The organism is Pigmentiphaga sp. (genome assembly GCF_033795525.1).
In the GTDB taxonomy this organism is placed as follows: domain Bacteria; phylum Pseudomonadota; class Gammaproteobacteria; order Burkholderiales; family Burkholderiaceae_B; genus Pigmentiphaga.
In genome coordinates, this window is sequence record NZ_JARYGM010000001.1 from 242,200 (window position 1) to 262,733 (window position 20,534).

The following is a 20,534-nucleotide window of genomic DNA, read 5'->3' on the forward strand; positions in this document are numbered from 1 at the left end:
GCTAGTCTTCCAACAAACCGAGTTCCTGGATCTTCTGCCGGTAGACGGCGTCCTGTTCGGCGATGAGCCGTTCGAATTCCGGCCTGCCAGATGCGTTGAGTTCGAAGCCCGCGGCGCGCGCCGCCTGCGAGACCTCTTTGCTGGCCAGGGCCTTGTTGACGATCGCATGAAGCCGTTCGGCCGTGGCGGACGGCACGCCAGCGGGGCCGAACAACCCGGCCCACGGCACGATGTCCAGGGCGGGAACGCCCAGTTCGGCCAGCGTAGGCGTATCCGGCAGCAGTTCCGTGCGCCGCGATCCCATAACGGCCAAGGCGCGCAATCGGCCGTTCTCTACGTGGGGAACGCCCATGGTCGTTGCAACGATGGCTTGCACGCGGCCGGCAATGATTTCCTGGATAGCCGGCGGCTCCCCCTTGAAAGGAATGCGGGTCATCTCCAGCCCCGATTTCTGGCTGAGGTGGGCAAAGGCCATCAGGTTGGTGTTGGAGCCAGTTCCATAGTTGTACTGGCCCGGCTTGCGCTTGACCTGGGCGACGAACTCCGCGTAGTTGCGTGCCGGAAAGCTGGCGCTCGTGTACAGCAGATAGGTGTAGCGCCCGATGTCGGCGATGGCGGTAAAGTCCCGGCGGGCTTCATAAGGCGGCTGACGGCGGATGTGCGGGGCAATGGACAGATTGCCCGACGTAGCGAACAACAGCCGGCAACCATCGGGTTTGGCCTTGAGCACGTCGAGCGCCGCGATCTGGCCTTCGGCGCCGGGCTTGTTCTCCACGACGACGGCCGTGGTGAGCTGCGTCCCCATGTCCTTGGCCAGCGCACGGGCGATCGTATCGGTGGTCGACCCGGCCGGGAACGGCGCAACCAGCGTGGTGACGGGGCAGTCGGCCGCTTTCGCGGCAGGGGCGGCCGCGAGCAGGGACAGGACGGCGCTGCGGGCGAATCGGGCGATAAGCATCGAAAGGTCTCCCAATCGGTTGGCGCTTAGAGTTGTTCGATCTTTGCGCTCTTGACGATGCGCGACCACAGTTCGATCTCTTCCTTCTGGCGGGCGCGGAGCGTAGCGGCTCCGCCGGTCGGGACTTCCGCGCCGCGGTCAGTGAAGAACTTGCGAGTGGCCGGGTCATCGGCGATCTTGGCGAATAACTGTTCGAGCTTGGCAAGCCGGGCCGCAGGAACCCCGGCCGGCGCAACGGCCGCGACCCAGGTAGAAGCCACGAAATCGGGAAGGCCGGCCTCGGCGGTGGTCGGCACATTGGGCAGGAGCGCCAGCCGTTCCTTGGAGGCCACAGCCAGCGCCTGAGCCGTCCCGCCTTGCACCGACCCCAGCGCGCTCGTCGCGTCGACGATCGAGAAATCGACCTCCTTGCCGATAAGCGCATTGAGCGCCGCGCCCACGCCCTTGTAGGGAATCGCGCGAGCGGTAAAGGAGGCCTTTTCCTGGAGCAGTTCGCCCATCAGCTGGTAGCTCGTCGCACCGGCGGAGTAGTTCAGCGAATCGGGTTTGGCGCGGCCCACCCTCACCAGCGTCTCGATGCTGGAACGCTCGGAGCCCGCAGGCACGGCGATGACGCTCGGCACCGAAGCCATCATGCCCAATGCCGCCAGATCCTTGAGCGGGTCGTAAGGGAGGGCGCGGTACAGCGCGACGTTGGTCGCCAGGATGGAGGTCGTTCCTATCAGGATCGTGTAGCCGTCGGGCCGCGCGTTCAGGACGGCGCCCACACCTATGAGCCCATTCCCGCCCGCTCTGTTCTCCACGACGACCGACTGGCCGGTTTCCTCGCCCAACCGCATGGCGTAATAGCGGGCGGCAATGTCGGTGATGCTGCCCGGCACGAACGGGACGACGAACTTGATCGCATGGGAGGGAAAATCGTCGGCCGCTGCCGTACCGCTCGCGGCGCTAACCGCTATCGCGAAAGCAAGGGCCAGCATGCGAGAGGGCAAACCGGCGCGAGGGCGGTGGGAAAAGAACATGATCGTCTCCTGTGCGGCTGCCGACGCAGCCATAGCCTTGTTGTGAGGCTATGGTAGGAGGACGGTCTATGCTCGTCCAACACTTAAATTCGCACGATTGAGACCTGATGAGTCTTTATTCTGAACGACTGATAAGGACCGACGGCAGTACATCGCCCAGTTCCGACATGGCCTCCGCTAATGACAATAGTTAGTGCGCATCGCCGATAGGGAAGGAATTCGAAGCTATTCGCCTTGATGAGCGACGACCGGCTTTTGCGTGAGCTTAGCGCCTAAGGCAAACTCTGTGCGATGCAAAGCACCGCGAACGGGAGACCCCATGTCCAAGCCACCGGATCTCGATGCATATTTCGGCCGTATCGGCTATGTCGGCGCCGCTACCCCTACGGCCGACACGCTGCGCAACCTCGTCCTGCACCATGTGCGGACCATCGCCTTCGAAAGCGTCGACCCTTTCCTGGGCCGGCCGGTCAGCCTGGCACTCGCCGACATCGAGCAGAAACTGGTCCACGGCCGCCGTGGCGGTTACTGCTACGAGCACAATGGCTTGTTCGGCGCGGTGCTGCGTGCGCTGGGTTTCAAGGTGACGACGCTGTCGGCGCGAGTCTTGTGGGGGCAGCCAGAAGACGCTACCGTACCGCGCGCCCACATGCTCTTGAAGGTGGAGCTGGGCGATGCGCCGCTGATCGTGGACGTCGGGTTCGGCGGCCAGACCCCCACGTGCCCGCTAAGGCTGCACACCGATCTTCCCCAGCCCACGCCCCACGGCCATTGCCGACTGCTGTCCGACGAGCAGGGCTGGCGGCTGCAGGCCGATGTGCGAGGTGAGTGGCGCACCCTGTACCGGTTCGGCATCGAGCCGGATTTTCCGCCCGATTACGAGATAGCCAATTACTACCTGTCCACGCATCCGGAATCGCCTTTCGTATCGAACCTGATCGCAGCACGCGCCACCGCCCAAGGCCGGCTGGCCTGCACAACCGGGACTACACGCGTTACGGCGCGGATGGCAGCGCCGTGCGCCGCAGGCTGGAAAGCGCCGCAGAGATCAGGGAAGTGCTGCGCCGCGAATTCCTGGTGGAACTGCCGCATACCGCCGAAGGCGACCGTAAACTGGACGCGCTTCCCTAGGGGGCAGCGTCGCTCCCACGTCAGCCGGCCTATAATCCTACGATCGGGCGGCAGCACCCTGTGCGCCGAACACGCCGGCGCCACGCCGCCGGCCACTACCATTCAAGGCCCCATGGAGACCACCCACCGGCTGCGTCGATGTCTCGCCTGGCTGGCGCTTTGCGCCATGTGCCTAGGGGTCTTCGCGCCGGTTGTTTCGCAGTGGTTGGCGAATGCGCGAACCGTCGTATGGGTCCACATCTGCAGCGAGGCCGGCGCAGCGCCGGTGGCGATCGCCGTATCGCACGGACACTCGCCGAAGGCCCCGGCCGTTGGGGATGGCTACTGCCCTTATTGCACCCTGGCGCAGCATTGGCCGTTCGCGCCGCCAATGTCCGCCGGCTCGATCCCGCCTCCCCAGGGCGCTACGCTGGCCTATGCCGGCTCGGCGCTTCCTTCCCCGTCCCTTGCTCCGCGCTGGCACGCGCACGCACCGCGCGCGCCGCCCCTTCTTTCCTGATCCGTCCCGATACGCCCATGGTGCGGCCTGCGTGGCGGCCTCCATGGCGCCAGCTTGCGCGCGCGTGATGCGCGCGGGGTAGTCATTCGCTTGAGGAGGGGAAAGTGCATCCGGCCTGGACGGTGATGCGCGGACTCGCAGGTAGACACTGGCATTGCGCCGCCTGGTGGCTGGCGCTGGCGGTGTTCGTCCTCAAGGCCACGATTCCGCAGGGATTCATGCCGGGCAAAGCCGACGGCCGGGAAGCGTTCGTCGTCCTGTGTTCGGCGGGTGGCCCGCTGCCGTGGCGAATAGCGCTTCCGGGCGGGGACACCGGGGACGATGGTCCGACCCCGGTGCATGTTCTGGATCTGGCTTGCCCGTTTGCAGCGGCCGCAACGCCGGGACTGCTTGCCGGCCCGGGCCCAGGTCTGACGGGCAGCCTGCGCGTCGCCTACCTGCTTCCAGCTCCAGCGTTTACGTCGCAGTGCGCCGTCCAGCCGGCCCGTGCGCCACTGGGCGCGCGGGCGCCGCCGCATTCCGCGTGAAGACCCGAGACCGGGCCGGGCGCGTTGCCTGGCCCTCTTCCCACGATCTTCTACCGGAATGCTGCCATGAAGCTCTCTTTTCGCGCCGCGGCGCGCCGCGCGCCTTCGGTGCGCGCCTCCCTGTACTGGCTTTGCCTGCCGCCCTTGGTTCTCATTGCCCAAGCGGGCTGGGCCGAGGATACCCCTGTCACGCTCCCTTCGATTTCGGTCACGGCGGAGCCCGAAACACCGCTGGACCAGCCTGCCTCGACGGGATCGAATCTGCCGTTGACGCGGCGGGAGACGCCAGCCAGTGTCGATGCGATCACGCGTGCCCAGCTCGACGAACGCGGCGATACCCGGCTGACCGACGCCATCATCCGCGCGCCAGGCTTCAGTTCTATCGGCCACCCTGGCAACGGCGGCTCCGGGCTGTCGGTACGCGGCTTTACCGATGCAGCATCGGTAATGCAGCTCTACGACGGCATACGCCAATACGGACAGATTGGCGTGACGTTTCCGTTCGATACGTGGGCGGTGGACCGTATCGAGGTGCTGCGCGGGCCGGCTTCGGTCATCTACGGCGAAGGCGCGATCGGCGGCGTGGTGAACGTGATTCCGAAGAAACCGCGCCGCGGACCAGTCGAGAACCAGATCCGCGCCACGCTCGGAACGGATGCGACGCGGGGGCTGGCTTTTGGCAGCGGCGGCTCGATCGACGAGCAGTTCTCGTATCGTTTCGATATCAGCGGCGACCGGTCGGCCAACTGGGTGGATCGGGGCGATTCGCGCAACCTGGCGATGTCGGGGGCGCTGCAGTGGGAGCCATCGCCCGACTTCCGCCTCAAGCTGAGCCATGCCCAGGGCTGGCAGCGGCCGATGCGGTATTTCGGCACGCCGCTGGTGGACGGGCGGCTGGATGATGCCTTGCGCGGGAAGAACTACAACGTGGATGACGCGCTGATCCGCTACAACGACCAGTGGACCGAGCTGTCGGCGGAATGGACGCCGAACGATGCGACCACGGTGCGCAGCCGCCTCTACCGGATCGGCAGCCGCCGCCACTGGCGCAATGCGGAGTACTACGATTACCTGCCGGCCACCGGCCTCGTCCAGCGCTCGTCCTACACCGAGATCCTGCATGACCAGTGGGAGATCGGCAACACCACCGATGCGACGTTCAAAGGCCGCCTGCTGGGCCTGCCCAGCCAGGTATCGGTAGGGGTATCGCTCAGCCACAGCGCGTTCCGGCACACCAACAATTCGCCTTATGCGGGCACGTCGGAGGTCGACCCTTACGACGTCGATCCTGGCCACTTCGTGAACGTCGCGGGCACCTCTCCGCGGTATCGGAACGGGGCTTGGCAATACGCGGTTTTCGGCGAAAACCGGTTGGCGCTGACGGATAAGTGGTCGGTGCTGGCCGGGATCCGTTATGACCATGCGGAGGTCGCGCGCCGCGACCTGGTCCTGGGCCAGGAGACGCTGTCGCGTTCGTTTTCCCACGTCGGCTGGCGGGCAGGTACGGTGTACGACCTGACGCCGGACCTGGCCCTCTATGGCCAGTATGCCGAGGCCGCCGACCCTATCGGCGCGCTGTTGATGCTGTCTCCCTCCAACGGCCGCTTCGACCTGGCCAGCGGCCGGCAGGTGGAGCTGGGCATCAAGCAGACGTTCTGGGGCGGCAAGGGCGACTTCACACTGGCGGGCTATCACATCGTCAAGAAGAATCTGGTGACCGCCGACGTGGCCGATCCCTCGGTCAGCGTTCAAGTCGGCCAACAATCGTCGCGTGGCATCGAAGCCACCCTCGGCCTGGAATTGGCCTCCGGCTGGCGGCTGGACGCCAACGCCGCGCTGCTGCGTGCCCGCTACGACGACTTCACCGAATCGGCGGGCGGCGTTGCGGTTTCGCGCGCCGGCAACACCCCTGTCAACGTCCCGGAACGTCAGGCCAGCATGTGGCTGAGCTGGCGCTTCCTGCCTGCCTGGACTGCCAGCGCCGGCATGCGCTACGTGGGGCGGCGCTTTGCCGACCGCGCCAATACGTTGGAATTGCCGTCATACACGGTGGCGGACCTGTCGCTGCAATGGCAACCGCGGCGCGACACGACCATCTCATTGCGCGGCTTCAACGTATTCGACCGCGACTATGTAACCACCGCCTATTACCACCCCACGCAATGGCTCTATGGCAGCGGCCGGCGCGTGGAGCTGACCGTGCTCCATCGATTCTAGGAGACGCCTATGCTGACGCGATCGCGTGGCAAGCGCGCCATTTACCTGATCCACCGATGGACCGGCATCGCCGCCTGCCTGCTGATGGTGGCTTGGTTCGCCAGCGGCATGGTCATGCTGTTCGTAGGCTACCCCAAGCTCACGCCTTGGGAACGGCTGGGACACTTGCCCGACCTGCCGGCTGGTCCATGCTGGGCGCCGGTGGAACGGGCGCTGGCCGCAAGCGCCGATCCGGCCGCCGTCACCGAAATCATGCTGACAACGGTGCGCGGCCGGCCGACTCTGCGCCTGCGGGAAGGCGACGGCCGCTATCTCGCCGTCGATGCGCGGACGGCCTCGCCCATGCCCCCCGCGGATGCAGGCGACGCGGTCGAGAGCGCACGCGCCTATCTGCCCGGCGTAGGCGCCCGCTACCTCGGCTCGGTAGACGAGGACCGGTGGACGCATTCAGCCACGCTGAATCCCCATCGTCCGCTGCACAAGGTCCAGATGAACGACCCTGCCAGCACGCTACTTTATGTGTCATCGGCCACGGGGGAAGTCGTGCTGGACGCGCCCCGCGCGCAACGCCTGTGGAACTACGCCGGCGCATGGCTCCATTGGCTCTATATGTTCCGAGACCGGCCCGTCGACCCGGGATGGAGCTGGCTGGTCATCTCGCTCTCCGCAATGGGGACCATGGTGTCGGTGACCGGCACGGCAGCCGGTCTTTGGCGCTGGCGTTTCCGCGGCACCTACAAGTCGGGCGCCCGCTCGCCTTATCGCGACGCTTGGCTGAGATGGCACCACATCGCCGGCCTTGTGTTTGCGGGGATCACCTTTGCGTGGATCTTCAGCGGACTGATGTCGATGAACCCGGCCGGCCTGTTCCACCCCTCGGGCCTGCGGCCGGACCTCGCCGCCTATCGCGGTGCGACGCCCGGCCAGTCGCGGCCCACGCTGGACCTGACTGAGGTTACCGCGGCCTTGTGGGAGCAAGGGTTCGAGCCGCGCGAAATCGAATGGCGGGTATTGGGGGGCCGGCCCTACTTGTTGGCCCGCGACGGCGCCGGCCACACCCGCCTGGTCACCGGCGATGCCGGCGCAATGAGAATTCTTGGACAATGGTCGCCACCCCAGCTGAAATACGCCGCCACGCGCTTGCTTGCCGCGCCCATCGCCGCCTATCGCCGGCTCGACGACTACGATGCCTACTACTATGGCCGGGAGCCGGAAGCCATGATGGGCGCGAGCGAACGCCGGCTGCCAGTCTGGCGTGCGCAGTTTGCAGACGCCAGCAAGACCTGGGTCTATCTGGATCCGTATACCGGCGACCCGGCATTGAGCGTGGACGGGCGGCAGCGCCTGGGCCGATGGCTATTCAATTTCCTTCACAGCTGGGACCTGCCGCCCATGCTCGCGGCCGGCGTCTGGCGGGAGGCGGTGCTGATCCTGATGAGTCTGGGCGGCCTGGCCTTGAGCGTGACCGGGACTGTCATCGCGTACCGGCGGGTACGGATGGCGGCGCGCCGCCCTGGGCGGGGCCGGACTAGCCTTGCGGCGCCGCCGGCACGGTATCCACCGCCGCAATAAGGCCGTCCTCGGTGTGATGCACCACGAGGATGCGCGCGCTTTCCATCCGGGCCAGCAGTTCGGCCGACACGCCGAAGCCCGTGGCCAACCGCTCTGGCTTCATGGGAGCCGGGGCGCTGCGCCGGTCCAGGCCGCGAAAGCGCCGCCAGTTGTACCAGGCCCAGGCGAATAGGATCAGCGCGTTGATGACGGCCAGCGCGGCATACACAGCCAAGGTCCGCATCGTCGGGAATGCGCCGGACCAGAACGGCGCGTCCAGCCCCGCCATCCGCCCTTCAACGACTGCGATCATGCCGCGCGCGAACAGATAGAGGAACACGATCCACGCGATCGCCGTCAATACGACGTCCAGAAGGTAGCGCAGCCGCGTCCGCTTGGTCGTGATGACCATGGTCGAGGCGTCGATCGCCACCCGGGGCTCGCCGGCGGCCGGCGCATCCAGCTTGGTGGGAGGAGGAACGAGACTCATGCTTTCTCCAGCGATTTGATACCCCGGTCAGGACTGATCCAGCGCGCGCGCCGCCGCCGGATCTTGAGCATGACCTTGGGAAAGCTGACGAGCGATGTGAAGAGGCTGAGCATCCAATAGGCCAGCGGATACCACACCACCCAGTACAGCGCGCCGGCCAGGCGAGGCTCGTAGCGCCGGTCGATGAAAATACTGAGGGCGAACTGCAGCAGGCATGCCATGGCCAGCACCAACCCGGTGAAGGCCGGCGGCATCAAGGTCTCGATGTGGATATGCGGCGGCAACTCGATGAACTTGCCCAGGGCCCACAGGACGATGGACATCGCGAACGCGAAGGCCCAGAACGTCGAAAGGCAGAACTCCGCGACCAGCGGCCACAACCGCCGGTGGCGCCACGTCCATATCGAACGCACGTTCTTGAGGAAGACTTCCGCCCCGCCCTGCGCCCAGCGCAGCCGCTGCTTCCACAACCCGCGCAGGGTCTCAGGCATCAGGATCCAGCACAGCGCCCGGGGCTCGTAGAAAATGGACCAGTGATCACGCTGCAGTTTCCAGCTGATGTCGATGTCCTCGGTCACCATGTCGAGGCTCCAGTACCCGACGCGGTCCAGTGCCTGCCGCCGGAACGCCGCCACCACGCCGGACACGGTGAACACCTGTCCGTACACACGCTGGGTCCGCTTGATCAGGCCGATGATGGACGAGAACTCGCCCACCTGCACGCGCCCGATCAGCGTCGACCGCGTACGCACGCGCGGATTGCCGGTGACCGCGCCGACCCGCGGATGCGCGATCAGCGGATGGACCAGATAGGACACCGCGTCCGGCGCCAGCACGGCATCCCCGTCTATGCATACCAGGTAGTCGCTGCGGGCCGCCAGCGCGTCCAGCATCGGCGCCGTCCCGTCCTTGGAGCCGTCATTGATGGCAATGACTTCGAGGTTCGGATAGTTCTGGCCCAATGCCGCCAGTACGGTTTCTTCGCCGTTCTCTTCTTCGTTGAAGCAGGGAATGAGAATGGTGACCAGCGGATTGCCCGGCAGCTCGGGCACGGCACCCGGCTCGTCCCAACGCCAGCGCCTCTCCAGGCGCAGCCAGAAGTACAGGCCGCCCGACATCCACAGCCCCGACATGAACAGCGGGTAGAAGAAGACGAAGTCGAGCAGGAAGTCCCCGGTCACGGCAAGAGCGATACAGAACGGCAGGATCAAGACCGCGGCCAGGATGAAGGAAGCTAGGATTCGGTCTTTCATCGGTAGGGATACCAGGCGTTGGACAACACGGGACGGATGGTCTCCAGGCGCGGCTGATCCTGAGAGAAATCGTCGGGGTAATAGCCGAAATGGACAGCACCACGGCGCTGCAGGCGCTTCATCCAATCGGCCAGCAATACGGAGTCGATGGGCGCGCCCGCTCCGCGCCAGTCGCGGCTCTGCAATTCGAAGACGGTCTTGCCGAGCGCGCCAGGGCGCTTGGCGACCTCATCGACCAAGCGATCGAGCCAGGCGCTGGCTTGCGAGGACGGCACTTCTTCCATGAACGGCATTGCCATGGGCGCAGTCCAGTCGTAGGCGGCGAGGAAATCGTCGAGGTTCTGCGCGAACCACGCTTCGGACTCGGGATTCAGGATGGGACCGGCGAAGATGTTCCGGGCGGTCAGCACCTGCGGTCCGCGCACCGCCCGCACGCGTGCCGTCAACTCGGCGGTGAAGTCCACGAGGTAGCGGCTCTTGAAGCGGGTCCATTTCCACAAGGTCGTGGCATCGGCGCGCAAGGCCTCGATCGAGTCCGGTAGGCCCGCAGCACGGTAAGCCGCCAGCGCCGGCGCGCTCGCATCCTCGTAGTCGGACAGGACGGCGTCGTCGTGGAACAGGATGCCGTCGAACACCGCGTAGCGCGCCAGGTCTTCATACAGTTCGCCTATCCTGGCCCGCACCTGGGGCGAGAATGGCGACAGCCGGCGGTACTGGTCCGGATCGATGGCGGCGCCTACCTGCGGATTCCATCGCGTCACCCGGGGCAGAGAGGGATCGAGGTCGAACGAGAGCACCGGCATCCAGGCGAATATCTGCACGTGGGCACGATTGCGCAGTTGCCAGGCCGCTCGGTTGAACAGGTCGGCCCGCATGGGGAGCACGCGATTGGGGAAGTACACCGATTTCACCAGCCCGTCGCCCACGGGATCGGCGTAGGCCTGCAGGAACACGGCCGAGATCTGCATGTCGGCAATGCGTTGCACGAGCGCTCCGAGATTCCGGTCGGTCTGGGCCGGGTCGGGATCGTAGACATAGTCCAGGTCGACATGCGCGACGCGCATCTTGTCGAGCTCCTGCACGTCGACGATCGCGCTCGCAACGTTGCGCAGCGAGGCTTCTCCGGACAACAGCACGCGCGGGGTCGACATCAGGCGGTCGATGCGGCCCAGGCCGCTTTCCAGCGTGAGTGCCATGTCGTAGCCGTTATCCCCGACGATCTTCAGCGCCACGCCGCTGGCGGCGCCGTAGGGCCAGACCCACACCCGGGGCGGCTTGCCCGTCACGCGGCGGATCTTCTCGGTAATGCGCGCCGTGTCGCGGGCCATGCGCTCCTGGTACTGGGCCGGCGATTCGTATTTCGCGGCTACGGGGTCGTAGACCAACGTGGCCGCCGCAGGCTGTTCGCTGCCCTGCGGGTTGGCCTGCACCCCGTAATGCAGGTTGTCGGTATGGGCGCCGATCTCGACCACCCCGGAACGCGCAAGCTCGGCGACCTGCTCCCAGGTGAGGAATTTGTCGCGCGGCGCAGGCTGGCCGCCGAAGTTCACCTCCTGATCGGCAGGCGTATCGATCCAGGCGCCGACGGGCGCGAGCACCGCGGGCCAGCCATAGGCCTTGAGTACGGGAAACACCCGCGTATAAAAGCTGCTGTAGCCGTCATCGAAGCTCAGCAGGACCGCCCGCGGCGGCAACGGCGTCCCGCCCCGGCGGGCTTCCAGGATCTGGTCCACCGATACCGCGCGGTAGCCGTTCTCGCGCAGCCAGGCCAGCTGCGCAATGAGTTGGTCGGTACGCACCGACAGGTAGGTCTGGTCGGGCTCGCTGTCCTCGACGTCGTGATAGGCCAGGGTCAGCAGCTGGTTTTTCGGCCAGGGCTGGTCCGCGGCCGCGACCGGCCGCTCGGCAGGGGGAACGAACAGGGGAATGTCCTTGGCACAACCGGCCAGCACGGCGCAGGCCGTGATCAGGAACCAGCCCAGTATCAGGCGGAAACGAATTCTGCACATTGCTGCTTCTCTCAGAACCGGAAGATCACGTCGGCGACAATGCGCCATTCGTGTTCGCGGGTGCCGTCGTAAGGGCGCGTGATGCCCGATACGGTGGCGCCCACCTCGAAGACGTCATTGGTGCGGTAGCGCTGTCCATAGCTGATCAGCCCGACCGCCCCCGTGCCATAGTCGCGCTGGGTGTAGCTTCCCGCAGCCACGGTGGCCTCCTGTTCCCACACCGTCTCGTAGCGGCGGTGCAGGATATGGGTGACCGTCACCGACGGCAGGAACACCAGATCGCGGCTAGGGTTGAAGTACGGCGCGTCGGTCCGCGTATTGCGCGATGCCGACAGCTCCAGGCCGAGGTCGACCTTCAGATGCGGGCGGGTATAAAGACGCTCGCTTCCGGTCAGCGCGGCGGACAACCGGTTATTGCCGTCGCTGAAGCGCGAGGGCGTGAGTGCCAGCGTCCACTCGCGCCGCTCGCTCTGGCGCCATCGCACATAGCCCTGAAGCGCGTTGGACGAAATGTTGTGGCTCAGGGCGCGCAGCGGCGTATCACGCGAACGCAGGCTGGCCTCGCCGCCGATCTGCCAGTGGTCGTCGATGTCGTACGCGACCGAGGCACGTGCGCCCTGCTTGGCGCCGAAACCATAGTGGTTGACGGACAGCTCGGCTTCGGCCGTCAGGTCGCGGCCCCGATACTCGAGGCCGCCCCGCAGCCAGCGCGATGTGCCCCGGCCCTCGATGAACTTGCCGGTGGCATAGCCGCCGCCGCCGAAGGCGCGCCAGTTGTATTGCAGCGGCGCGGAGTACAGGACCGAGTCGAAGCCATAGCTGCCGCTGCCGGCCACCGGGCTGTCCGATGAGAAGCCACGATAGGCCGAGGTTCGCCATTCCGCCTTGTTGTGGACTTGCCAGACACGCGCCAGCCGCTGCGCCCTTAGATTCTCGGGAAAACGCGCCATGGTGTCTGCGCTGAGCAATTCGGCCTGCCGCCATTCCTGCAGGTCCATCGCGGTGAATCCCTGGCCGGATTCCACGTCCAGGCCCCGCGGCGCCAGCGCCTCGGCCAGCTTGTATTCCGATTCGGCACGGCGCGGCCATCCGCGGCCCAGGTAGACCGTAGCAAGCGAGGTGCGCAGGCCTGAATTGTCGGGGGCGAGGTCGACCCACTCGCTCAGGCGCTTTTCGGCCTCGACGGTATCGTCGCCATAGTAGTAGGCCATGGCGGCCGTCTCGTCGGCCAGCAAGCGCGGATCGTTGGGCAGACGCTCGGGATTCCCGACCAGGTAGCGCCAAGTCGAGTAGCCGGCCGGCGCACCATCGGCCGATGCCAGCGCGGGGCCAAAGGATTCTTCCTCTATGTGCGCATACAGCAGCCCGGTTTCATTGGCCAGGCGCATTTCCTCGTCCAGCCCCTTGCCGCCGTTCCTGACGAGCCGGTCATAGATTTCGCGGGCCGCTTCCGGACGCCGCAGGTACAGATAAGCCGAAGCCACGTCACCCAGGGCGTAATCCGGTACCTCCACGCCTTCGGCGCGCAGCGCCTCGTATTCGGCCACGACTTCGCCCATGCGGACTCGCGCGTGCAGCGCCTGCAGGCGGTCGATGCGGGCACGCCGCACATCGGCGGCGGCCTCTTCGCCCAGCGCCTGCCAGGCAGGAATCAATTGCGCGTAACGTGCCAGGGCGCGGTCGGCCACTGCGAACCGTTCCGCTTCGCCACGCGATGGCAGCGACGAAAGGCGCGCCAGTTCCGCGGCTGCGTCGCCCTCGAGCTGCCGCATCTGCGACTCGTTCAACAACCCCGGGTGCTGCCGCGCCAGGCGCAGCGCCGGTTCGGGCATTGCGGCACGCTGCCAGGAAAGAATGCGTTCGCGCACGACGTAAGGACGCTGCGGCGCAAGTTCGTAGGCTCTGTCGACTTCGCTCAGGGCTGCATAGGGCCCCTCGGCCCGCAGGTACGCATAGCCGAGCGCAAGGTGATTGTCAGGGTCGGCCGGATTGCGCTGGACCAGGGCCCGGCCCCGGCGCACCGCTTCCTCGGCCTGGCCCGCGTCGGCCAGCGTCATGACCTCGCCCTGTTCGAACGAAGCAACGCCGGGATAGCGCCTCGCCCCTTCGCGAAAAAGATCGAGGGCCGCATCCCAACGCTGCGCATCCCGGTGCGAACGTGCCTGCGTCAAGAGCGGCTCGTAGGAGGCCTGCTGGGCATGGACCATGGGAGGAGCGGCCAATAGCAAGGCCAAGGAAACGCTAAGTGCGGCACGCCGAGGCAGATCAGGAAATCTGCGCGCACGACAGCCCGCCGATACAGCCGCAATGGGCTCGTCGGGTAAGAACGACATTGAACGTCTCGTTGAAGAAATGCTCCGCCGGCCGGCGGGATGCCGACCGCTTCGCGTTGTCTTTGTTAGTCTTTAAGATGAACGCCGGCGCGGATGCCGCTCAAGCGAGCGGACGCAGTCTTCTTGTCGCCATCTCTTCCACGACTACATTCTCGACAAGCCCGGACAAAACTTGAAAGCAATGTTCAGGCTTGTTGACGATGCTGCAACCGTGCCGTGCCGCAGGACACGATACGAGGAGGCGCAAGCATAACTAAACGTATCTGGAATTGTCTACTGGAAAAGATGCCGCCCCACAACACTTGGATGCTGCGGGGGGATGAGGCGGCTCCTCCGGATGGAGGAGCCGACGCAGCCGGAGCCGCGGTTTTTCAGCCGAAACGGCCAGTGATGTAGTCTTCGGTCGCTTTCTTGGTCGGCTTGATGAAGATCTCATCGGTCACGCCGAACTCGACCAGCTCGCCCAGGTACATGTACGCCGTGTAGTCCGAGCAACGCGCGGCCTGCTGCATGTTGTGCGTCACGATGACGACCGTGTAGTCGTTTTTCAGTTCGGCGATGAGCTCTTCGATCTTGGCGGTGGAGATCGGGTCCAGGGCGGAACACGGTTCATCCAGCAACAGCACTTCCGGCTTGATCGCAATGCCCCGCGCAATGCACAGGCGCTGCTGCTGGCCACCGGACAGGCTGTGCCCGCTCTGGTGCAGCTTGGTCTTGACCTCTTCCCAAAGAGCGGCCTTGGTCAGCGCCCACTCCACCCGTTCATCCATTTCGCCCTTGCTGAGGTTCTCGAACAAGCGCACGCCGAAGGCGATGTTGTCGTAGATGCTCATCGGGAACGGCGTGGGCTTCTGGAACACCATCCCGACCTTGGCGCGGATCAGCGAGATGTCCATCTTCGAAGCCAGCAGGTTCTCGCCGTCCATGTTGATCTGCCCTTCGGCCCGCTGCTCGGGATAGAGCTCGAACATGCGGTTGAACGTACGCAGCAGCGTCGACTTGCCGCAGCCCGATGGCCCGATGAAGGCCGTGACCTTCTTCTCGGGGATCCTCAGGTTGATATTGCGCAGGGCGTGGAACTTGCCGTAGTAGAAGTTCAGGTTCTTGACTTCCAGCTTGGGGTTCGAGATCTCGGCGATGTTTTCCATGGCGTATCCGATAGTGTCGCTTCGATGTCCGCGGGCTCAGGCGGCCTGCTTGCGGAACATGATTCGGGCAATGATGTTGATGGCCAGCACGAGCAGCGTGATCAGCGTCGCGCCAGCCCACGCGAGGCGCTGCCAGTCGGCGAACGGGCTCATCGCGAACTGGAAGATCGTGACGGGCAGGTTGGCCATGGGCGCGTTCATGTCGAACGACAGAAACTGGTTGTTCAGAGCGGTGAACAGCAGCGGCGCCGTTTCGCCCGCGATGCGCGCCACAGCCAGCAGGATCCCGGTGATGATGCCCGAGCGCGCTGCCCGATAGCACACCATGGTGATCATCTTCCAGTGCGGGCACCCCAGCGCGATGCAGGCTTCGCGCAGGCTGTTGGGCACGAGTTTGAGCATGTCGTCGGTGGTGCGGACGACGACCGGGATGACGATGACCGCCAGCGCCAGCGTGCCGGCCCAGCCGGAAAAGTGCTGGATGTGAGCAACGAACACAGTGTAGATGAACAGGCCGATCACGATGGACGGCGCCGACAGCAGCACGTCGTTGATGAAGCGCGTGGCCGGCGCCAGCCAGCCGCGCTGGCCGTACTCGGCAAGATAGGTCCCGGCCAGGATGCCGATGGGCGTGCCGATCATCGTACCGAGGCCGGCCATCAGGACACTGCCTACCAGCGCGTTGAGCAGGCCGCCGTCCTGGCCCGGCGGGGGCGTGATCTCGGTAAACAGCGAAAGCGAGATCGCCGCCGCGCCCTTGGACAAGAGCGTCAGGATGATCCAGAACAGCCAGAAGAGTCCGAACAGGAGCGCTATGGCCGACAAGGTCAACATCACCTTGTTGACGACGCGGCGCCGCCGGTAGACCGAGTTCTGCATGGTAATGACGGACATCGCGGCTCCTTAGGTCCGTGCGCCTTCGCCCCGGGCCAGACGCAGCAGCAACAGCTTGGAGCAGGCCAGAACGATGGTGGTGATAAGGAAGAGGATCAGGCCGAGCTCGATCAGTGCCGACAGGTGGACGTCGTCCGAAGCCTCGGCGAACTCGTTGGCCAGGGCGGAGGCGATCGAGTTGCCCGGCGCGAACAGCGAACTCGAAAGCCTATAGGCGTTGCCGATGACGAAGGTCACCGCCATGGTCTCGCCCAGTGCGCGCCCCAGGCCAAGCATGATGCCGCCGACCACGCCGACCTTGGTGAAGGGCAGCACGACGCGGGAGACCACCTCCCAGGTGGTCGCGCCGAGCCCGTAGGCCGACTCCTTCAGCAAGGCCGGCACCAGCTCGAACACGTCGCGCATGACCGCGGTGATGAACGGGATGATCATGACGGCCAGGATGATGCCGGCGGTGAAGACACCGATACCGAAGGCCGGCCCCTGGAACAGGATGCCGGCACCCGGGATGTTGCCCAGCGTGGCGATCAGTGCGGGCTGCACGTATTGCTGGAACAGCGGGGCGAAAACGAACAGCCCCCACATGCCGTAGATGATGGATGGGATCGCAGCCAGCATTTCGATGGCGGTCCCCAGCGGGCGGCGCAGCCATGCAGGCGACAGTTCTGTCAGGAACAAGGCGATACCGAACGAGACCGGCACCGCGATCAAAAGCGCGATGGCCGAGGTGATCAGCGTGCCGATGATGGGCACCAGCGCGCCGTATTCATTGTTGACCGGGTCCCATTCCGAGGACCACAGGAAAGACAGGCCATACTTTTCGAGCGTGATCTGGCTGCCCAGCACCAGCGATACCAGGATCGCGGCCAGCAGGCTCAGCACGGCAAAGGCAAAGAACCGCGTCAGGTTCTTGAACAACGCGTCCATGGCCGCGTTACGGTTTTTTTTCATCGGGGGCGTATTCCCGGTAACAAGGGGATCAGAGGACGGATTTCCTCGGCGTACGCCCGAAATGTTATCAAGTACCGCGCTCATGGGTATTTCCGGAAGAGAGGGACGGGTCGGAAAGAGGGCCTGGAGACGCGAAAAACGGGGCGGACGTTACTCGCCCGGCCCCGCTTCCGGTAGCGATGCCTAGGTGCTTAGTACACAGCCTTGCCGCTGGCGTCCTTGATGTCGGACTTCCACAGCGCGCGGATCTGGGTGGTCACTTCGTCGGGCAGGGCGACGTAGTCCAGCTCGGAAGCCGACTTCTTGCCGTTCTTGAACGCCCAGTCGAAGAACTTCAGCACTTCGGCGCCTTGTTGCGGCTTGTCCTGGACTTTGTGCATCAGGATGAAGGTGGCGCTGGTGATGGGCCAGCTCTTCTCGCCCGGCTCGTCGTTCAGGATCACGCCCATGCCAGGCGCGCTCTTCCAGTCGGCGTTGGCGGCCGCCGCGGCGAAGGCAGCTTCCTCGGGCTGGACGAACTTGCCGGCCTTGTTCTGCACCTGGCCGTGCGACAGCTTGTTCTGCTTGGCGTAGGCGTACTCGACGTAGCCGATGGCGCCAGCGAACTGCTTGACGTAGTTGGCCACGCCTTCGTTGCCCTTGCCGCCCTGGCCGGTGGGCCACTTCACAGCCTTGCCTTCGCCAACCGTGGACTTCCACTCGGGGGAAACCTTGGACAGGTAGTTGGTCCAGCCGAAGGTCGTGCCCGAGCCGTCCGAACGATGGACGACGATGATGTCGGTCGACGGCAGCGTCACGCCGGGGTTCAGCTTGGCGATGGCTTCATCGTTCCACTTCTTGACCTTGCCCAGGAAGATGTCGGCCAGCAGGGGGCCGGTGAACTTGAGCTGGCCGGGCTGCACGCCCTGCAGGTTGACCACGGGCACGATGCCGCCGATCACGGCCGGGAACTGCACCAGGCCGTTCTTGGCCAGGTCGTCGCCGCCCATGGGGTCGTCCGAGGCGCCGAAGTCGACGGTCTTGGCGATGATCTGCTTCTGGCCGCCGCCCGACCCGATGGATTGGTAGTTCACGGTGTTGCCGGTAGCGGCCTTGTAGTCGGAAGCCCACTTGGCGTAGATGGGATAGGGGAAGGAAGCGCCTGCCCCGGTGATGTCGGCGGCGTGCGCGGATAGCGCAGCTACGCCCAGCACGACGCCAACCGAAACTTGCTTGAATACGGATTTCAACATTTGCAGGTCCTCTGCTTTGTGGAGGGGAAACTCACGACATCGACAGATTACGTATCAAATATGACATGACCATGACAGTCACACTGCCCCCGGTCCGCCTCGCTCCGCCAGGCGGCTTGCTGCGCCAATTGGTATACAAAAGTATTTCCCTGAATACCGTCAATCTCGGCCATTGCACCGGTACACGAACCTGGCCGCCCTACTCTCCCGGCCCCTCGAATCCGCCCAGCGTCTTCATCAAGTGCGCGTGCAAGTTGAATGGCCGGCGCCGCGAGCGCACCCGCTCGTAGTCGCCCGAGGGCAGCTGCTGCCACGCGAGGCGGTTGTCGCGCAGCGCGAAGGTGAACGACTCATCGATAACACGCTTCTGCAGCGCCTTGTCCAGGATCGGAAAGGCCACTTCGATACGCCGGAAGAAATTGCGGTCCATCCAATCCGCCGACGAGAGATAGACCGCCTCCTGGCCGTCGTTGAGGAAATAGAACACCCGCGAATGTTCCAGGAACCGGCCCACGATGGACCGGACGGTGATGTTCTCGGACAAGCCGGGCACACCGGCCCTCAGGGTACATACGCCGCGCACGATCAGGTCGATCCGCACCCCGGCCCGGCTCGCCTTGTAGAGTTCCTCGATGACCGAGGGCTCGAGCAGCGAGTTCATCTTGGCCATGATGCGCGCGGGCTTGCCGGCCCGGGCATGGCGCGCCTCGCGCCGGATCAGCGCCACCATCGTCTCGTGCAGCGAAAAGGGCGCCTGCAGCAGGCATTTGAGCTGCCTGCGCGCACCCAACCCGGTCAGCTGCGAAAAGATCTGGTCCATGTCCTCGCACAGCCGCGGATGGGCGGTAAACAGGCCGAAGTCCGTGTACAGACGAGCCGTGCTCGGGTGATAGTTGCCCGTGCCCAAGTGGCCATAACGGCGGATCCGCCCCCGTTCGTGGCGCAGCACCAGCGACATCTTGGCATGCGTCTTGTGGCCCACCACGCCATAGACTACATGGGCGCCAACCTCTTCCAGCCGGGCAGCCCAATTGATATTGGTCTGCTCGTCGAAGCGCGCCATGAGTTCCACCACCACGGTTACTTCCTTGCCCGAACGGGCAGCCGCCAGCAGCAGCTGCATCAGCTCGGAATCCTCGCCGGTACGGTAGATGGTCTGCTTGATGGCCACCACACTGGGGTCGGCCGCCGCCGCGGTCAGAAAGTCGATGACCGGCTGGAACGACTGATAGGGATGGTGCAACAGCCGGTCCTGCGCAGCGATGGCCTTGAAAAGCTGGTCTGGCGTCTGGCTGCGCTGGTCGAACGGCGCCGGGATGGGGCTCCGGAAGACCGGGAACTTCAGGTCCGGCCGGTTGACCCCGTTCACCAGTTGCATCAGCCGGCCCAGATTGACCGGCCCATCCACCCGATAGGCATCGGCCGGCGTGAGCGCAAACTGCTTGAGGAGGAAGTTCTCCAGCTCGGGCGGGATGGAATCGGCCAGCTCCAGCCGCACGCCGTCGCCGAAATGGCGCTGGGTCAGCTCGCCCTGCAGCGCCTGCCGCAGATTGGTAATTTCCTCGTCATCGACGAACAGGTCGCTGTTGCGGGTCAGCCGCCACTGGTAGCAGCCATCCACCGTCATGCCGGGAAACAGATCGCCCACGAAAGCCTGCATAAACGAAGTCAGCATCACGTAGCCATGGGGGTGTCCCGACAGCTCGGGCGGCATCTGGGTCAGCCGCGGCAGCGCGCGGGGAGCCTGCACGATGGCGATGGCCACGTTGCGGCCGAACGCGTCGCGGCCCGACAGTTGCACCGCGAAATTCAGGCTCTTGTTGAATACCCGGGGGAACGGGTGGGCCGGATCGAGCCCGATCGGAGTCAACAGCGGCATGACGTCGAGCCGGAAGACCTCGTGGGCCCAGGCCCGCTGCGCCGGCGTCCAGCTTTGCGCCATGTGCAGGACGATCCCTTCGGCCTGCAGGCGTGGCAGGATCTCGCGATTGAGCAAGGCATACTGGCGATGCACCAGTTCGCGCGCCGCGGCCGACACCTGCTGCATCACCTCCGCCGGCGTCAACCCATCCTGGCCCCGGGCCTCCGGATTCTGGCGTACCTGCTCGTGCAGGCTGGCCACCCGGATCTCGAAAAACTCGTCGAGATTCGACGCTACGATGCACAGAAAGCGCAATCGTTCGAGCAAAGGGGTATTCTCGTCTTCAGCCAGCGCCAATACCCGCTCGTTGAACTTGAGGAGCGCAAGCTCGCGATTCAGAAACAGGTCTTTGGCGGGCAATCTGGCGGCCATGTCGGTATCCCGGCGACGGGGGTAGA

15 protein-coding genes are annotated in these 20,534 nt (G+C 65.2%); 4 read left to right on the plus strand and 11 right to left on the minus strand.

The features are described from left to right. Position 1: 1 nt before the first annotated feature. Both QHC78_RS01225 and QHC78_RS01230 read right to left on the minus strand, forming a co-directional pair. Complete coding sequence (locus tag QHC78_RS01225) at positions 2–958, minus strand: Bug family tripartite tricarboxylate transporter substrate binding protein (RefSeq protein WP_319742050.1); 957 nt, start codon at positions 956–958, stop codon at positions 2–4. A gap of 26 nt (positions 959–984) precedes the next feature. After that, positions 985–1,980 carry a Bug family tripartite tricarboxylate transporter substrate binding protein gene (locus QHC78_RS01230; protein WP_319742051.1) on the minus strand — a complete coding sequence of 332 codons (996 nt, stop codon included), beginning with the start codon at positions 1,978–1,980 and terminating at the stop codon, positions 985–987. Between the two features lie 319 nt (positions 1,981–2,299). Between QHC78_RS01230 and QHC78_RS01235 the strand changes: the two genes are divergently transcribed. The 4 genes from QHC78_RS01235 (at position 2,300) to QHC78_RS01250 (ending at position 7,926) form a co-directional block, all read left to right on the plus strand. Then, entirely contained in the window at positions 2,300–3,610 is a 1,311-nt protein-coding gene (locus QHC78_RS01235; RefSeq protein WP_319742052.1) for an arylamine N-acetyltransferase, read from the plus strand. Between the two features lie 104 nt (positions 3,611–3,714). Next, complete coding sequence (locus tag QHC78_RS01240) at positions 3,715–4,137, plus strand: DUF2946 domain-containing protein (protein WP_319742053.1); 423 nt, start codon at positions 3,715–3,717, stop codon at positions 4,135–4,137. A gap of 66 nt (positions 4,138–4,203) precedes the next feature. Then, on the plus strand, positions 4,204–6,354 hold the full coding sequence (locus tag QHC78_RS01245) for a TonB-dependent receptor (protein ID WP_319742054.1): 2,151 nt from the start codon (positions 4,204–4,206) through the stop codon (positions 6,352–6,354). 9 nt (positions 6,355–6,363) lie between these two features. Beyond that, positions 6,364–7,926: a PepSY domain-containing protein gene (locus tag QHC78_RS01250; RefSeq protein ID WP_319742056.1), complete on the plus strand. Its 1,563-nt coding sequence runs from the start codon at positions 6,364–6,366 to the stop codon at positions 7,924–7,926. Here QHC78_RS01250 and pgaD read toward each other — a convergent pair. The 9 genes from pgaD to ppk1 all read right to left on the minus strand — a co-directional run bounded on the left by pgaD (position 7,883) and on the right by ppk1 (position 20,508). After that, positions 7,883–8,395 carry a poly-beta-1,6-N-acetyl-D-glucosamine biosynthesis protein PgaD gene (gene pgaD, locus QHC78_RS01255; protein WP_319742057.1) on the minus strand — a complete coding sequence of 171 codons (513 nt, stop codon included), beginning with the start codon at positions 8,393–8,395 and terminating at the stop codon, positions 7,883–7,885. The two genes, QHC78_RS01250 and pgaD, sit on opposite strands and share 44 nt — an antisense overlap. Beyond that, positions 8,392–9,648, minus strand: coding sequence for a poly-beta-1,6-N-acetyl-D-glucosamine synthase (gene pgaC, locus QHC78_RS01260; RefSeq protein WP_319742058.1), 1,257 nt, complete (start codon positions 9,646–9,648; stop codon positions 8,392–8,394). The genes pgaD and pgaC overlap by 4 nt, the downstream gene beginning before the upstream one ends. Continuing rightward, complete coding sequence (gene pgaB, locus QHC78_RS01265; protein ID WP_319742059.1) at positions 9,645–11,657, minus strand: poly-beta-1,6-N-acetyl-D-glucosamine N-deacetylase PgaB; 2,013 nt, start codon at positions 11,655–11,657, stop codon at positions 9,645–9,647. The genes pgaC and pgaB overlap by 4 nt, the downstream gene beginning before the upstream one ends. Positions 11,658–11,668: 11 nt before the next feature. Continuing rightward, positions 11,669–13,990 (minus strand): poly-beta-1,6 N-acetyl-D-glucosamine export porin PgaA, encoded by a 2,322-nt coding sequence (pgaA, locus tag QHC78_RS01270; protein WP_319742060.1) that lies wholly within the window; start codon positions 13,988–13,990, stop codon positions 11,669–11,671. A gap of 371 nt (positions 13,991–14,361) precedes the next feature. Further along, positions 14,362–15,138, minus strand: coding sequence for a phosphate ABC transporter ATP-binding protein PstB (pstB, locus tag QHC78_RS01275; RefSeq protein WP_319742061.1), 777 nt, complete (start codon positions 15,136–15,138; stop codon positions 14,362–14,364). A gap of 36 nt (positions 15,139–15,174) precedes the next feature. Beyond that, a complete protein-coding gene (pstA, locus tag QHC78_RS01280; protein ID WP_319742062.1) occupies positions 15,175–16,032 on the minus strand; it encodes a phosphate ABC transporter permease PstA in 858 nt (285 codons plus the stop codon). Positions 16,033–16,041: 9 nt separating this feature from the next. Further along, positions 16,042–17,067: a phosphate ABC transporter permease subunit PstC gene (gene pstC / locus QHC78_RS01285; RefSeq protein ID WP_319742063.1), complete on the minus strand. Its 1,026-nt coding sequence runs from the start codon at positions 17,065–17,067 to the stop codon at positions 16,042–16,044. Positions 17,068–17,174: 107 nt separating this feature from the next. Next, a complete protein-coding gene (gene pstS / locus QHC78_RS01290) occupies positions 17,175–18,215 on the minus strand; it encodes a phosphate ABC transporter substrate-binding protein PstS (protein WP_319742064.1) in 1,041 nt (346 codons plus the stop codon). 199 nt (positions 18,216–18,414) lie between these two features. Continuing rightward, positions 18,415–20,508, minus strand: coding sequence for a polyphosphate kinase 1 (gene ppk1, locus QHC78_RS01295; protein ID WP_319742065.1), 2,094 nt, complete (start codon positions 20,506–20,508; stop codon positions 18,415–18,417). Between the last annotated feature and the right edge of the window lie 26 nt (positions 20,509–20,534).